Genomic DNA, 15,046 nt, shown 5'->3' with positions numbered 1-15,046 from the left:
CGGCAAGAATGGTCGTGGCCATCCCAGCGCGCCATTGTCCGTTTTCGCGCACCGTGCGGCAACGCATGGTGCAACACCGCTTGCAAACGCTTCACGGCTCGCATCGATAATCGGGCCGTAGAAAGGGAGAGTTCATGAACCAGCTACCGCCGATCTCCGACCGTGACCTGCGTCGCGCCACGCTCTGTCAATTGCTGCACTGGCTGGCCGCCGGGCGGGCCCAGCCGCAGGGGCTGGCCGATGTGTACCAGGAGGCGATCGAGCGGCTGAATCCCCAGCTCAATGCCTTCGTGGGCCTGAGTCCGGGGTTGCTGCAGGAGCAGGCGCGGGCAGCGCAGCATCGCCGCCGCGACGGCGTGCTCGGGCGCCTGGACGGGCTGCCGATCGCGATCAAGGACAACTTCGACGTGGCCGGCTGGGCGACGCGGGCCGGCCTGCCGGGTCGCAGCCAGGCGGCGGTCGAGGATGCCCACGTGGTGGCCCGCCTGCGCGCGTCCGGCGCCGTCCTGGTGGGCAAGACGAATATGGACGAAGGCGCGCTGGGCGCGGCCACCGACAATCCTCACTTCGGGCCGACGCACAATCCGCACCGCCATGGCTACACCGCTGGCGGATCGTCGGGCGGTGCCGCGGCCGCGGTGGCGGCCGGGCTGGCCGTGGCGGCGGTCGGTTCCGACAGTCTGGGCTCGATCCGCATTCCCGCCAGCTACTGCGGCGTGTACGCGCTCAAGCCCACGCACGGGGAAATTTCCGCCCGCGGGCTGGTGCCCGCCGCGCGCCGGCTTGACGCGGTGGGCCTGCTGGCGCGCAGCGCGAACGACCTGACGGTGCTGCTGCAGGTGTTGGCCGGCTATGACGCCGACGACGCGCGCTCGCGCCGTCGCCGTGTGGCTTTCGCGCCGCCGGACTGGGAGCCGGGCAACCTCCGTTGCGGATTGCTGCCGGACCTGGCGGCGGTAGGCGTGGAGCCCGCGGTGATCGAAGCCTTCGAAACCGCACTGGCCAGATTGCCCCGCGAGCTCGGCGAACGCCGCGCCGTGGACTTCACGGATTGGGACTTCGCGCGCACGCGCCGCGCCGGCCTGCTCCTGATGGAGGCGGAGATGCTGAGCACCTTTGCCGCCGACCTGGCGGATACCGCACACCCGGTCTCTGACCGTTTCCGCCGCATGCTCTCGTACGCCTCGACCAAGAGCGCCGCTGACTACGCCGTGGCCGACCGTGTGCTCGATGCGGCCACGCTCAAGATGCGGCGCCTGTTCGCCCAGGTGGACGTCCTGGTCATGCCCACCACGCCCCAGGGCACTTTCCCGCTGGGCGGCGCGGTACCGGATTCGCAGGCGGACCTCACCAGCTTCGCCAGCCTGGCAGGCTGCCCAGCCGTCAGCATTCCGATGGGCACCTTGCCGGACGGCATGCCGATCGGCATGCAGTTCGTCGGCGCGCGCGGTTCCGATCTGCGCCTGCTGGAACTGGCGGAAGTCTGCGCGGCGACTCTGGATGCGGACCCGGCCTATCCCGTGGAGCCGTCGGCGCCGGCATGAGCCTCTTCGGTGGATCGCCGGCGGAGTGGCAGAGCTTTTCTTTGCCGGGCGCGGATCTGCGCCTGCTGCCGCAATGGCTGGCCGCCGCCGAGGCGGACGCGCTCCTGGAGGAACTGCGGCGCTCGATACCTTGGGAAGTACACCGCATCCGTATCTTCGGGCACGAGGTGGATTCGCCGCGCCTGAGCTGCTGGGTCGGCGATCCCGACGCCACCTATGTTTACTCGCGCACCCGCTTCGAGCCTCGCCCGTGGACCGATGCCCTGGCTGATCTGCGCCAGCGCGCCGAGCAGGCTTGCGACGCACGGTTCAATAGTGTGCTGGCCAATCTCTATCGCGATGGCCAGGACGCGATGGGCTGGCACAGCGACGACGAACCCGAGCTCGGCCCCCGGCCCGTGATCGCCTCGGTGAGCCTTGGCGCGGAACGCCGCTTCTGCCTGCGCCCCCGCGCGAAGGACGCGGTCCGGCGCTCAGTGCAAGGCATCGAGCTGCCTCATGGAAGCCTGCTGCGCATGGCGGGTGAAACACAGCGCCACTATCAGCACGCGCTGCCCCGCACCAAGGCGCCCGCGGGGCCGCGGATCAACCTGACATTCCGCTGGATCGCACCGCGCCGCTGAGCGGGCCGCGGCGTCTTCATTAGCGCGAGCCTTGCAGTTCCGCGCGTTGCTCCAGCGTCCAGCTCACGACCTGGGCCGCAAGCGCGTCGCCGGCCTGGCCGAAGGCCGCCACCACCTGCGGTACGGCGGTGCCGCTCACCGGTTGCACGACCTCGAAGCGCTTGGCCGCGACGATCTTCAGGCCGGTGTTGCGCACCAGTCGCGCGTCATACCGCACTACGACCACAGGTTCTTTGCCGCGGTACTCCGATTGGAAGGAGGTGAGGTCCGCGCTCAGCACGTAATCGGCCTGCAGGTTCGTGTCGTCGCTGCTGAGCGCGGTGACGCGGCCATCGTTCCGGAATGCTTCCAGGAGGCGGTTGCGCAGCAGTACCGGCACGCGGTCGCTCCAGCGCGCGCCCTTGTACACGCTCACCACATCCCCCTGCGGGAAGACGGCGATGCGGGCGCTGTCGAGCATGCGTTCGGCCTGCGGCGTATCCACGCGCAGGGACCAGTTCACCGCGCCAGCCGGTGCCTGGGGCAGCGGCGCGGACGGCAGGCGGTAGATGTCCGGCGACTCGGCTTTGGGCAACACCGAGCAGGCGGCGGTGGCGAGCATGGCCGCCAGAAGCAGCGCGCGGCGGGCGGTGGTCGTCATGGCACGAACTCCTTGCTGCGGTCGCGGCCGAGCAGGAAGCCGGCCGGGTTGTCGTCGAGCTTGCGGGTGATGCCGCGCAGCGAGCCTGCGGCATCGCGCAGTTCGCGCACGGCCGGGCCCAGCTCGCCCAGGCCCTGCATGCCGCCGTTGAGGGCAGCGCGGTTGTCGTTGAGCAGGCGATCGATGGCGGCGGTGGAGCGCTCCAGCGAGGCCATCGCGTTGCGCGCGCTTTCCAGAGTCGCCCGGCCCTGCTGGTCGACCAGGCCATTGGCGCTGCGCGCGAGCTGTTCGGTCTGCGCGAGCGTGGCGCTGGCCTGCTTGCTGGCCACCGCCAGCTGGCTGATCAGGGCGCGGATGTCCTCGCGCTGGTCGGCGACTGCGCCCGTGGCCTTGTCCAGATGATCCAGCGTGCGGCTGATGCGCGCGACGTTCTCCTCGGACATCAGCTGGCTGGCGCGCGAGACGACCTCATTGATGTTGGTAATCACGTCCTCGCCGTTGGCGAGCAGTTTGCTGAGCGGCGATGGGTCGGCGACGATCACCGGCAGTCCGCCGGTCGGCGAGGTCAGCGGCGGGCTGTTCGGCGAACCGCCGCTGAGCTGGATCACCGCCATGCCGGTGACGCCGGTCAGCGCAAGCTTGGCGTGGGTGTCCTGCTTGATGGGCGTGTCCGCGCCGACCCGGATGCGGGCCAGTACGCGGCGCGGATCCTGCGGATCGAGCTTGAGCTGGGCGACGTCACCCACCTTGATGCCGTTGTACTGCACGGCTCCGCCCTGGGAGAGTCCGGTGACCGCCTCGTTGAAGACCACCTGGTACTCGGCGAACTGGCGGTCCGTGCTGGATTTGGCCAGCCACAGCCCGAACAGCAGGGCAGCCGTCACGACCACCACCGTGAACAGGCCGATCAGCACATGATGGGCGCGCGTTTCCATCTCACTTCACCTCTCGCGTTGCTTCCGAGGCCTGCAGGGCCGCGCGGCCGCGGGGGCCGTGGAAGTAGGATCGGACCCAGGGGTCGTCGGTTTCCGCGACGACGTCCAGGCGGTCGCAGACCAGCACTTTCTTTTGCGACAGCACGGCGACGCGGTCGCAGATCGTGTAGAGCGTGTCGAGGTCGTGCGTGACCAGGAAGACCGTCAGGCCGAGCGCGTCGCGCAGGGTCAGAATCAACTGGTCGAATGCCGCCGCGCCGATCGGATCCAGGCCGGCGGTCGGCTCGTCGAGGAACAGGATCTCCGGATCCAGCGCGAGGGCACGCGCGAGCGCGGCGCGCTTCACCATGCCGCCGGAGAGTTCGGACGGGTACTTCGCGCCAGTACCCTGCGGCAATCCGGCCAGCGCAAGCTTCACCTCGGCCAGTGCTTCGGCATCCGGACGCTTCAGACCGGCATGCTCGATCAGCGGCATGGCGACGTTCTCCACGACATTCTGCGAGGAAAACAGCGCGCCGTTCTGGAACAGCACGCCGAAGCGGCGTTCGATCCGCGAGCGGCGTTCCGGCGGAAGGTCGAGCAGGTCCTGGCCGAACACCTGCACGCGCCCGGACGTGGGGCGCCGCAGGCCGACGATCGTGCGCAGCAGGACCGACTTGCCCGTGCCGGAGCCGCCGACCACGCCCAGGATCTCGCCGCGGCGGACATCCAGGTCGAGGTGCTCATGCACCGCCTGCGTGCCGAAACGGTTGACCAGGCCGCGCACCTGGATGATGGCCTCGTCAGGGTGTTCCACGGGCACCGCGCTCACCAGCCCATCTCCATGAAGAACAGCGCCGCCAGGGCATCGATCAGGATGACCACGAAGATCGACTGCACCACGCTGGAGGTAGTGTGTTCGCCGACCGACTGGGCGCTGCCGCTGACCTTGAAGCCTTCCAGGCAGCCGATCACCGCGATCAGGAAGGCGAAGACCGGCGCCTTGGAGAGGCCGACCAGGAAGTGCCGCACGCCGATGTCGGCCTTGAACAGCGTCATGAACATGGTCGGCGAGATGTCCAGCGTAAGGGCGCAGACCACCGCGCCGCCGGCCAGGCCGGCAATCATGGCCAGGAAGGTGAGCAATGGCAGCGAGACGAGCAAGGCCACCACGCGCGGCAACACTAGCAGTTCCACCGGGTCCAGCCCTAGCGCGCGGATCGCGTCGATTTCCTCGTTCGCTTTCATGGAGCCGATCTGCGCCGTGAAGGCGCTCGCCGTGCGGCCGGCCATGAGAATGGCCGTGAGCAGCACGCCGAACTCGCGCAGGAAGGAGAAGGCGATCAGGTCCACCGTATAGATGGTGGCGCCGAAGTCGGCCAGCACCGTGGAACCAAGGAAGGCGACCACCGCGCCGACCATGAAGGTCAGCAGGGCGACGATGGGCACGGCGTCGAGGCCGGTCTGCTCCACGTGCGAAACCAGTGAGGTGATGCGCCATCGCCGCGGGCGGAGCAGGCCGCGGGTAAGCGTTTCCAGCGTCAGCCCGATGAAGCCCAGCAGCTGCAGCTGCTGGCGCCAGACTCCTTCCATCGCCTTGCCGATGCGGGCGAGCACCTCCATGATCGCCGGCGGACGCCGGGCGACTTTGGGGCGCTGATAGGCGTCGAGCGCCTTGCCCACGGTCTCGAGCAAGGCGCGCCGTGCGGGCGGCAATCCGTCGCCCGCGCGGGCGAGGTCGGCAAGCCGGTCCGTGCCCAGCATGCGCACGAGGAGGGACGCGCCCGCCGTGTCCAGTTCGGACAGGCCGGTGAGGTCCACCTCGGTGTTTTCCGGCAGGGGGCTGCCCAGGGCATCCACGCGGCGTTCGAGATCGGCGTAGTGCGCCAGGGTCCAATCGCCCGCGATGCGCAGCGTCGGCGGCCGCGCACCGGCATCGAGTTCGGCGCTTCCTGTCGCGGTCGATGGGCTCATGAGGGCGATCTTATAGGCACGTCCCGCTTTTGTATGCGAGACATCGTGTCGGATGCGAGAAGAAGGTAGGCGACGGGATGTGCATCGGCGGGCGTATTCCTGTTCCGGGCCTGTCCTCCAAACGGCGGTTACCGCGTTTGCGATGCCAATCGGGCGGCCCGGCGCCCTGAAACGGAAACGTCATGAGCGAACATTCCCCTTGGCCGTCATCGTGGTTGGACGCCCTGGAGGCGGAGAGCATCCATATCCTGCGCGAGACCGTAGCGAGCTTTCGCCATCCGGTGCTGCTGTATTCCATCGGGAAGGATTCGGCGGTGCTTCTGCATCTGCTGCGCAAGGCCTTCCACCCGGCGCCGCTGCCCATGGCGCTGTTGCACGTGGACACCACCTGGAAGTTCCGGGAGATGATCGCCTGCCGTGACCGGCTCGCTGCACAGCCTGGTATCCGGATGCTGGTCCACATCAACGAGGAAGGCTTGCGGCAAGGCATCTCTCCACTGGTGCACGGTCCGACCGTGCATACCGATGTGATGAAGACCGCCGCGCTGCGGCAGGCGCTGGATCGTCATGGCTTCGACGCGGCCATCGGCGGCGCGCGGCGCGATGAGGAGAAATCCCGTGCCAAGGAGCGCGTGTTCTCGTTCCGCGGCGATCGCCACCGCTGGGACGCCCGCGCGCAGCGGGCGGAGCTGTGGGACAACTACAACACTTGCATCCGCGAAGGCGAAAGCGTCCGCGTCTTTCCGCTCTCCAACTGGACGGAGCTGGACGTGTGGCGCTACATCCGGCGCGAGGGCATCGAGGTAGTGCCGCTCTATTTCGCCAAGCCCCGGCCGGTGATCCGGCGGGAGGGCGCGCTGATCATGGTGGACGACGATCGGCTGGTACCGCGGCCTGGTGAAGCGGTCCAGATGCTCAGGGTGAGGTTCCGCACGCTTGGATGCTATCCGCTGACCGGCGCGATCGAATCGTCGGCCGCCACACTGGATCAGATCATCGACGAAATGGCCGGTTCCCGCAGCTCCGAGCGCCAAGGGCGCGTCATCGATCGCGATGCCGCCGCCTCCATGGAGAAGAAGAAGCAGGAGGGCTACTTCTGATGGCCGTCGCCTCTTCGAATCAAGCGGGCCGTGCCGGCCTGCTGCGTTTCATCACCTGCGGCAGCGTGGACGATGGCAAGAGCACGCTGCTGGGGCGGCTGCTCTACGACGCGGGCATGGTGCCGGACGACCAGCTGGAGGCCTTGGTACGGGATAGCCACCGGCGGCATGCAGGCTCGCCCGGACACCTCGATTTCTCCCTGCTCACCGACGGCCTCGATGCCGAGCGCCAGCAAGGCATCACGATCGACGTCGCCTACCGCTACTTCCACACGGCCAGGCGGGCGTTCATCGTGGCGGACTGCCCCGGGCACGAGCAGTACACGCGCAACATGGCGACCGGCGCATCCACCGCGAACCTGGCTGTCGTGCTGGTCGATGCCAGCAAGGGGCTGCTGCCCCAGACCCGCCGGCATACCTACATCTGCGCCTTGCTTGGCGTGCGACAGGTCGTGCTGGCCGTGAACAAGATGGATCTGGTGGATGGCCGGCAGGACGTCTATGAGTCCATCCTGGGCCAGTACCGCGAACTGGCCTCCAGTCTAGGTATGGCTTCCGTGCACGGCCTGCCGGTCGTCGCGCCGGATGGCGACAACGTGGGTAGACGCTCCTCGCGGATGTCGTGGTACGACGGTCCCTGCCTGCTGGAGCTGCTGGAGGCAGCGGATGCCGGCACCGCCGCAGCGCCGGATTTCCGGATGCCCGTGCAGTACGTCAACCGGCCGGACGCTTTCTTCCGGGGCTATGCGGGCACCATCTGTGGCGGAAGCGTCGCCCCGGGCGACGAGATTGTGATCGAGCCGGCGATGCAGCGGGCGCGCGTGGCACGCATCGTCACCGCCAATGGCGACCTGGATCGTGCCGTCCAGGGCCAGGCCGTCATCCTGACGCTGGACCGCGAGATCGACGTCAGCCGCGGCGACGTGCTCGCCGCTGCGGCACGTCCGGCGCCGGTCTCCGACCAGTTCGCCGCCCATCTCTTGTGGATGGGCGACGAAGCCCTGCTGCCCAACCGCACCTACTGGCTCAAGCTCGGCGCCCGTACCGTCAACGCGCGGGTGACCTCCATCAAGCACAAGGTGGACGTGAACACGCAGGCGGAACTCGCGGCGCGCCGGCTGGAGCTCAACGAGGTCGGTTACTGCAATCTCGACCTGGATCATCCGGTCGCCTTCGAGGCTTATGCCGACAACCGCACCCTGGGCGGCTTCATCCTCATCGACCGGCAGACCCATGCCACGGTCGCCTGCGGCATGCTCGACTTCGGACTGCGACGCGCCACGAATGTCCACTGGCAGCACGTGGACATCGACAAGCAGGCGCGCAGCCTCAGCAAGGGCCAGGCGCCGCTGTGCCTGTGGTTCACCGGGCTTTCCGGCGCAGGCAAGTCGACCATTGCCAACCTGGTCGAGCGGCGGCTCCATGCGATGGGGCGCCATACCTATCTGCTCGACGGCGACAATCTCCGGCTCGGGCTCAACAAGGACCTGGGGTTCACGGCCGAAGCGCGGGTGGAGAACGTGCGGCGCGTCGCCGAGGTCGCGCACCTGATGGTAGATGCGGGCCTGGTTGTCCTGGCCTGCGTCATTTCGCCCTTCCGTGGCGAGCGGCAGTTCGCCCGCGAGCGGTTCGCGGAAGGCGAGTTCATCGAGGTCTTCGTGGATACGCCGCTGGAAGAATGCGAGCGGCGCGACGTGAAAGGGCTGTACCGGAAAGCGAGGGCGGGGATGATCCGGAACTTTACCGGCATCGATTCGCCTTACGAGGCGCCCGAGAAACCGGAGCTGCATCTGCGTTCCGGCGAGGCACGCGCCGAGCAGCTTGCCGAGCAGGTGGTCGCTTATCTCCTGCAGCGGGAAGCAGCAAGTAGGTGATTTCTGTTGCCGGCCGGGCGGCGGCGTACGCGTTCGCCGCCGCATCGCAACATGGGCGTGGCTTGGAATGAGGCCGGGCGCGCGGCGATAATGCGGGTTTTCCCCAGGCGCCAACCGCGATGACCGAGAAGACCGTACTCAACGCCACCCACCGCGCGCTCGGCGCGCGCATGGTCGACTTCGGCGGCTGGGACATGCCCATCAACTACGGCTCTCAGATCGAAGAGCATCACGCCGTGCGGCAGGACGCCGGCATGTTCGACGTCTCGCACATGACCGTGATCGACCTGCACGGCGAGCGCACCCGGGACTTCCTGCGGCACCTGCTGGCCAACAGCGTCGACAAGCTCAAGGTGCAGGGCAAGGCGCTGTATTCCTGCATGCTCGACGAGCAGGCGGGGGTAATCGACGATCTCATCGTCTATTTCTTCGATGACCGCCATTTCCGCCTGGTGGTCAACGCCGCCACCCGCGCCAAGGACCTCGCGTGGATCGAAAAGCAGGCCGCGCACTTCGGCGTCGAGATCAAGGAGCGCCCGGATTTCGCGATGATCGCCGTGCAGGGGCCGAACGCCCGCGACAAGGTGATCGGCCTGCTGCACGAGGTGGACCGCGACCGCATCCGCAAGCTGGGCAAGTTCGTCGCGGCCGCCGCTCAGGGGCCGCACGGCATGCCGCTCTTCATCGCCCGCACCGGCTACACCGGTGAGGACGGCTTCGAAATCATCGTGCCGGAAGAGCACGCCGTGGCTCTGTGGGAGGCCCTGGCAGCGGCGGGCGTAAAGCCAGCTGGCCTCGGCGCGCGCGACACGCTGCGCCTGGAGGCGGGCATGAACCTCTACGGCCAGGATATGGACGAGACCGTCAGCCCGTGGGAGGCCAACCTCGGTTGGACCATCGCGCTGGACGAGGGCCGCGACTTCATCGGCCGCAAGGCGCTCGAGGCGCAGAAAGCGGCCGGCGTGAAGCGGGTGATGGTCGGCCTGGTGCTGGACGAGAAGGGCGTACTGCGCCATGGCCAGAAGGTGCTGACCGCCCACGGCGAAGGCGAGATTCTTTCCGGCAGCTTCGCGCCCACCCTCAACAAGGCGGTGGCGTTCGCGCGCATTCCGGTGGGCGAGCCGGGAGAAGTGCGGGTGGACATCCGCGGTCGCGAGGTGCCGGTGCGCGTGGTGAAGTACCCGTTCGTGCGCGACGGCAAGCCCTGCGAAGGTATTTGAACCGCGGACGAGTGTTGCCTCCGCGGCGAAGCGGCTAGAATGCCGCGCATTCTCCAACCCGAAGACTGGACCCCAACATGAGCGAGATTCCCGGCGATCTGAAGTTCCTCAAGTCCCATGAATGGGCCCGAGTCGAAGACAATGGCCTGGTCCGTGTGGGCATCTCCAATCATGCCCAGGAACAGTTGGGTGACGTGGTGTACGTCGAGCTGCCGGAAATCGGCGCCAGTGTGGTGGCCGGCAATGGCGTGGCGACCGTCGAGTCGGTCAAGGCCGCTTCCGACATCTACTCGCCGGTGACCGGCGAGATCGTCGAGGTCAACGAAATCCTGGCCGACAAGCCCGAGACCATCAATGGCGATGCCTATGGCGAGGGTTGGCTCTTCGTGGTCAAGCCGAGCGATCGCGCCGAACTCGACGAACTTCTCGACGCAGACGCCTACGCCGAACAGCTCGAAAACGAAGACCACTGATCGCGCTTCGTTGCGGAGCAGGATCGAACGACGGCCGCGCAAGCGGCCGTCGGTTTGTGAGGAAGCGGCCGCCTCGGCGTGATGTTTTTTCCACGAAGGAGTTGGGCGAGCGCCACCCGCAGCGATGGTGGTTGGCCGATGGTCCGTCGCGCCGCCGCCCCCGCCACGAGCCATCGGCGGGGGCGCTGAGGCCGGTCGAGGGTGTCTCCGGTCGAATTTCGTTCATCCGCCCGAAAGGGTGCTGCCGAAGGGGGTAAGCCCTTGGTCGGCAAGGGGTTACGTGGCATTCCCATTTGTTTGCGCGATTATGTGCGAGTGAGACGGGAATAGCGGTTTTTATGCGGGATTTAGGCGGTTTTTTGATTTCCGCCGATTTTCTCGTACGGACGTATGGACGTCCAAACGGATAACCGCCTTCCTCCCCGTGGAGCCTTGTGGGACAGGGCTTCCGGGGTGGATGGGGCGGGGCGGGCGGATTGATTTCCTGGTTGAAATCAATTGACAGCCGAAATAATCGGGAATAGTTTTCGCACCAGATAACGGGGAACAGGCGTTATGGCATCACAGAAGTACATCAAGCCGTATGTCGAGCACGGCGAGAAGGCCGGAGCAGTACGCAAGATCACGGTCTCCATTCCAGTGCACGTACTGCGGCTTCTGTCGGACGAGCGCACCCGTCGTCAAGTGAACAATTTGAGGCACGCCACGAACAGCGACCTGCTGGTCGAGGCGTTCCTCCACGCTTTTACTGGGCAACCACTGCCAACTGATGAGGAGCTGAGACGAACTATGGCCACTGCCAAGAAAGCTGCTAAGAAACCCGCCGCCAAGAAGGCTGCCAAGAAGACCACCGCGAAGAAGGCCGCTACCAAGCGTCCGGTCGCCAAGAAGCCGGCCGCCAAGAAGGCCGTGAAGAAGACCGCGAAGAAGGCCGCCGCCCGCAAGCGTCCGGCCGCCGCCAAGAAGGCGTCCGTCAAGAAGGTCGCCGTGAAGAAGGTGGCCAAGAAGGCCGCCAAGAAGACCGTGAAGAAGGCTGCAGCTGCCAAGGTGGTCAAGGCCACCAAGACGGCCAAGGCCAAGACCGCCAAGAAGTAAGCACTACTACAACTAAGCCGTACATCGATTTTCTCTCCCTGCGGTGCCCAGCGCAGGGAGGGGCACTTCGAAAGTTTCGTCCCGGCCCATGCCGGGACGCTTCGTTTCCGGGGTCCGGAAAACGGTATCCAGGTCCCTTCCGGCGCCGGCGTGGCTAGCGCACTCCCCGGGCCGGCACCGTGAAGCTACGCGCGATTTGCCGTAGTGCTGCATTGCGGTTACCTTTCCCGCATCCGCGCCGCGGCAGGCCGGGGGGTCCGCCGCTCCTGGGTGTACAGGGGGAAAAAGCGCGGGTATCTGATGACACTCAGCGAGAGACCATGGATACCCGATATATCCGTCATGCGCGCACGCACGCGCGCGGGGCTATCCAGCCCGTTGCCATAGCCGTCCTGGTAGTCATCGCCGTGTTGGCGGCGGCGGCCTGGTTCCTCATCATCAAACCGCATCAGGACCTGATGCAGGCCGACAACGGCGGACATCCGTCCACGCCGGTGGCGGCCGGACACGAGGCAGCGGCCCCGCCCGCGAACGTGGAGGCGATGAGCCTCAACCAGCTGCTGTCCGAGGCCCGCCGCGCGATGAACGAACAGCGCCTGCTGGCGCCGTCCGGCAACAACGCCTTCGAGTTCTATCTGAAGGTGCTGCAGAAGCAGCCGGGCAACCAGGTCGCGACCGATGCCCTGCGCGAGACCTTCCCGTTCGCCGCGACCGCGGCCGAGCAGGCCATCAACCAGCGTGACTTCAACGATGCGCAACGGCAGATCGACCTGCTCGCCAAGGCCGACCCTGCGAACTACACCTTGACCATCCTGCGTTCCAAGCTGGATGCCGGGCGCAAGCTCGCCGACCGCGAGCAGCAGCTGGCGGCGGACAAGGAAAAGCAGGCGCAGCTCGCGGCGCAGAAGGCGGCGGCCGACAAGGTCGAAGCCGATCGCCAGGCGGAACTGAAAGCGCAGCAGGCGGCGGCCGAGCAGCAACGCCTGGCTCAGCAGCGTCAGGCGCAGCAACAGCAGGCGGCCGAATCCGCGCGTCAGCAACAGCAGGCGACGACCGCGGCGGCCACGCCGGCGGCCGAGACGGGCGGCACCCATGCCGCGGTGCTGGTCAAGAACACGGCGCCGCGCTATCCGACGGCGGCGATGCGTGCGAACCAGGAGGGTTGGGTGGAGTTGTCCTTCACCATCACCCCCGGCGGCGACGTGAGCGACGTGAAGGTGCTCGATGCACAGCCCCGTCACGTATTCGACCGCGCCGCGATCGATGCCGTGAGCCGCTGGAAGTATCAGCCGGCCACCCAGGACGGTGCGCCGGTGGCGTCGATCAAGCGCCAGCGCATCGAGTTCAAGCTCTAAGCCGGGCGTATTGCCGAACCGCTTAGAAAAGGCGCCGCATTTGCGGCGCCTTTTCATTTGCGGGCGCTGGCGCGAAAACGCTGTTCGAGGGCTGAAGAAAAGGGCGCCAGGCGGCGCCCTCGATGGGCCAGGCGTTCCCGGCTCAGCGCCGGTGCCCGCGTTTGCTCGAGGCGGCCTTCGAGCCCCCGCTGCGCCGGGCCTTGCCCTTGGCCGCGGGCTTGGTGCTCGCGACGGCGGGCGCTTCGCTTTCCACGCCGGCCCAGTCCACGTGTTCCAGGCCGAGCATGCTGTCGAACACCATCGGCATCAGGCCCGAGGGCATGGGGCTGGCCGAATTCCACATGGTCACCACACCGGTGCGGTACTTGGGGAAGAAGCCGATCATGGTGCGATAGCCCTCGACTGCGCCGGCGTGGAAGATCAGCGTCTCGCCGCCGTACTGGAAGACGCGCCAGCCCAGCGCGTAGGACGCCGAGGTAAGCCGTTCGCGGCGCCACGGGGTGGAGCGCAGCTCGACCGGCGTCGTCACTTCGGGGGTGTGCAGCGTCTCCAACAGTGCGGGCGGGAGCACGTCCGGGCGTCCGCCCATCTGCGCGATCAGCCACTGCTCCATGTCGCGCAGGCTGGCGTTGACGCCGGCGGCGGGCGCGACGCGGTAATACGCTTCCTTCGGCTCGAACGGGCGCCAGTTGCCGGCACCGGCGGGACGGTGCGGGCGTGCCCAGCTTGCGCTGGATTCCAGTCCTTCGCGGCCGTAGCTCGCGGTCTTCATGCCCAGCGGGAAGAAGATGCGCTTGTCCACCTGCCGGTAGAAGAAATCGCCGGTCATCGAATAAATGACGTCGCCGATCATGCTGAAGGCCACGTTCTGATAGCCATAGCACTGACCGACGCCGCAGGTCATGTTCACTTCGTCGAGCTTGCGGACGAGCTCCTCGTAGGAGACGTCGCCTTCGAGCATGTTGTCGTAGGTATTGCGCGGAAGGCCGAGCCGCTGCCCGAGGATGTCGCGCACGGTGGCCTTCTCGGCAGCCGCGGCGTCCTTGAGCTTGAAGAACGGCAGCACGTCGGCGAGCTTGGTGTCCCAGCTGAAGCGGCCGTCGTTGACGAGCACGCCGGCGACCGCGGTGGCGAACGCCTTCGATAGCGAGGCCAGACGGAATACCGTCTCCGGCGTCACCGGCTCCTGCGTGGTGGCATTGGCATAGCCGAGGGTGTGTTCGAACACCACCTTGTTGTCCACCACGACGGCCGTCGCCAGACCGGCCACGGCATGCCGCTGGTCCAGTTTCTCGAGCCAGTCCTTGTAGGCGGCGAGCGTGGCTTTCACGCGGTCGTCGGGCAGGTGCTGCGCCGCGGAACTGGCGCTTTGCATGGATACCTGGGATTGCGTCGGCACCGGCGTCGCAGGTGTCGGCGTGGGCGCCGTCTGCGCGAAAAGCGGCCCGGCGGCGAATCCCAGTGCACCGACGACCGACAGGGAGATCTTGCGAAACTGCATGTTACTCTGGCGTGGTATCGGCGCCGGCGGCGCCGGGAACAGGGGAATGACGATGGGCTTGCTGGTGCTTCTGGCCGTAGCCGTTCTGATTGTCGTGTACTTCGTGTCGGTCTACAACGGACTGGTAGCCGGGCGGAACGGCTTCAAGAATGCCTTCGCGCAGATCGACGTACAGCTCACCCGGCGGCACGACCTCATCCCGAACCTGGTCGAGACCGCCAAGGCGTACCTCGCTCACGAACGCGAGACGCTCGAGGCCGTGATCCGAGCCCGCCAGGCCGCCGTCGACGGTCTGGCCGGCGCCAAGGCGAGCCCCGGCGACGGTGCCGCCATGCAACAACTGTCCGGCGCGGAGAACGCGCTGACCCAGAGCCTCGGGCGGCTGTTCGCGGTGAGCGAGTCCTATCCCGACCTCAAGGCCAACCAGACGATGGCGCAGCTTTCGGAGGAACTGAGTTCCACCGAGAACCGCGTGGCCTTCGCACGGCAGGCGTTCAACGATGCCGTCATGCTTTACAACAACAAGCGCGAAATGTTCCCCGGTTCGCTGATCGCCGGCCGTTACGGCTTCGTGGCCGCCGAACCGCTGCAGCTCGAAAAAGCGGCTGCGCGCGAAGCGCCCAAGGTTTCGTTCGCCTGAGTCGTTCTATCGGCGCCGCTCGCCAGGACTGAAGCGTGGACTTCTTCGCAGAGCAGGCACGGCAGCGCGAGGCCAGCCGCAAGCTGGCGCTGC

The 15,046-nt window shown here is 67.1% G+C and carries 14 protein-coding genes and 1 pseudogene; 9 read left to right on the top strand and 6 right to left on the bottom strand.

What is annotated here, in order from left to right; genetic code table 11:
- The first annotated feature begins 134 nt into the window (after positions 1–134).
- Positions 135–1,544 (top strand): amidase, encoded by a 1,410-nt coding sequence (locus RKE25_RS19260; protein WP_311839697.1) that lies wholly within the window; start codon positions 135–137, stop codon positions 1,542–1,544.
- On the top strand, positions 1,541–2,167 hold the full coding sequence (locus RKE25_RS19255; RefSeq protein WP_311839696.1) for an alpha-ketoglutarate-dependent dioxygenase AlkB: 627 nt from the start codon (positions 1,541–1,543) through the stop codon (positions 2,165–2,167). The genes RKE25_RS19260 and RKE25_RS19255 overlap by 4 nt, the downstream gene beginning before the upstream one ends.
- Before the next feature lie 19 nt (positions 2,168–2,186).
- On the opposite strand, the gene RKE25_RS19250 is transcribed toward RKE25_RS19255, so the two are convergent.
- Genes RKE25_RS19250 through RKE25_RS19235 form a run of 4 tightly spaced genes read right to left on the bottom strand, consistent with a single transcriptional unit; the run spans position 2,187 to position 5,695 of the window.
- Positions 2,187–2,807, bottom strand: a complete 621-nt coding sequence (locus RKE25_RS19250; protein WP_311839695.1) for an ABC-type transport auxiliary lipoprotein family protein — start codon at positions 2,805–2,807, stop codon at positions 2,187–2,189.
- Positions 2,804–3,742: an MlaD family protein gene (locus tag RKE25_RS19245; protein WP_311839694.1), complete on the bottom strand. Its 939-nt coding sequence runs from the start codon at positions 3,740–3,742 to the stop codon at positions 2,804–2,806. The genes RKE25_RS19250 and RKE25_RS19245 overlap by 4 nt, the downstream gene beginning before the upstream one ends.
- A gap of 1 nt (position 3,743) precedes the next feature.
- Positions 3,744–4,553: an ATP-binding cassette domain-containing protein gene (locus RKE25_RS19240; RefSeq protein WP_311839693.1), complete on the bottom strand. Its 810-nt coding sequence runs from the start codon at positions 4,551–4,553 to the stop codon at positions 3,744–3,746.
- Positions 4,550–5,695, bottom strand: a complete 1,146-nt coding sequence (locus RKE25_RS19235) for an ABC transporter permease (RefSeq protein WP_311839692.1) — start codon at positions 5,693–5,695, stop codon at positions 4,550–4,552. Before RKE25_RS19235 ends, RKE25_RS19240 begins: the two co-directional genes overlap by 4 nt.
- Before the next feature lie 182 nt (positions 5,696–5,877).
- On the opposite strand from RKE25_RS19235, the gene cysD reads away from it, so the two are divergent.
- The 5 genes and pseudogenes from cysD to metJ all read left to right on the top strand — a co-directional run.
- Entirely contained in the window at positions 5,878–6,795 is a 918-nt protein-coding gene (gene cysD / locus RKE25_RS19230) for a sulfate adenylyltransferase subunit CysD (RefSeq protein ID WP_311839691.1), read from the top strand.
- The gene (gene cysC / locus RKE25_RS19225; protein ID WP_311839690.1) at positions 6,795–8,669 is read left to right on the top strand and encodes an adenylyl-sulfate kinase; all 1,875 of its coding nucleotides are present in this window, start codon (positions 6,795–6,797) and stop codon (positions 8,667–8,669) included. Before cysD ends, cysC begins: the two co-directional genes overlap by 1 nt.
- A gap of 119 nt (positions 8,670–8,788) precedes the next feature.
- Positions 8,789–9,889: a glycine cleavage system aminomethyltransferase GcvT gene (gene gcvT / locus RKE25_RS19220; RefSeq protein WP_311839689.1), complete on the top strand. Its 1,101-nt coding sequence runs from the start codon at positions 8,789–8,791 to the stop codon at positions 9,887–9,889.
- A gap of 77 nt (positions 9,890–9,966) precedes the next feature.
- The gene (gene gcvH / locus RKE25_RS19215) at positions 9,967–10,362 is read left to right on the top strand and encodes a glycine cleavage system protein GcvH (protein ID WP_311839688.1); all 396 of its coding nucleotides are present in this window, start codon (positions 9,967–9,969) and stop codon (positions 10,360–10,362) included.
- Between the two features lie 555 nt (positions 10,363–10,917).
- A pseudogene (gene metJ / locus RKE25_RS19210) lies at positions 10,918–11,112 on the top strand (met regulon transcriptional regulator MetJ); the annotation flags it as partial.
- Here the strand turns inward: metJ and RKE25_RS19205 are convergent.
- Positions 11,043–11,441, bottom strand: a complete 399-nt coding sequence (locus RKE25_RS19205) for a hypothetical protein (RefSeq protein WP_311842440.1) — start codon at positions 11,439–11,441, stop codon at positions 11,043–11,045. The pseudogene metJ and the gene RKE25_RS19205 sit on opposite strands and share 70 nt — an antisense overlap.
- Positions 11,442–11,777: 336 nt before the next feature.
- On the opposite strand from RKE25_RS19205, the gene RKE25_RS19200 reads away from it, so the two are divergent.
- The gene (locus RKE25_RS19200) at positions 11,778–12,812 is read left to right on the top strand and encodes an energy transducer TonB (protein WP_311839687.1); all 1,035 of its coding nucleotides are present in this window, start codon (positions 11,778–11,780) and stop codon (positions 12,810–12,812) included.
- A 142-nt stretch (positions 12,813–12,954) separates the two neighbouring features.
- Here the strand turns inward: RKE25_RS19200 and RKE25_RS19195 are convergent, their stop codons facing one another.
- Positions 12,955–14,187 carry a serine hydrolase domain-containing protein gene (locus tag RKE25_RS19195; protein ID WP_311839686.1) on the bottom strand — a complete coding sequence of 411 codons (1,233 nt, stop codon included), beginning with the start codon at positions 14,185–14,187 and terminating at the stop codon, positions 12,955–12,957.
- Between RKE25_RS19195 and RKE25_RS19190 the strand changes: the two genes are divergently transcribed.
- The gene (locus tag RKE25_RS19190) at positions 14,186–14,953 is read left to right on the top strand and encodes a LemA family protein (RefSeq protein WP_311839685.1); all 768 of its coding nucleotides are present in this window, start codon (positions 14,186–14,188) and stop codon (positions 14,951–14,953) included. The genes RKE25_RS19195 and RKE25_RS19190 overlap by 2 nt on opposite strands.
- Positions 14,954–15,046 lie beyond the last annotated feature (93 nt).

Source organism: Dyella sp. BiH032 (assembly GCF_031954525.1).
In the GTDB taxonomy this organism is placed as follows: Bacteria; Pseudomonadota; Gammaproteobacteria; order Xanthomonadales; family Rhodanobacteraceae; genus Dyella_D.
The sequence above is the reverse complement of the archived record's forward strand: the minus strand, read 5'-3'. Positions and strand labels throughout refer to the sequence as shown.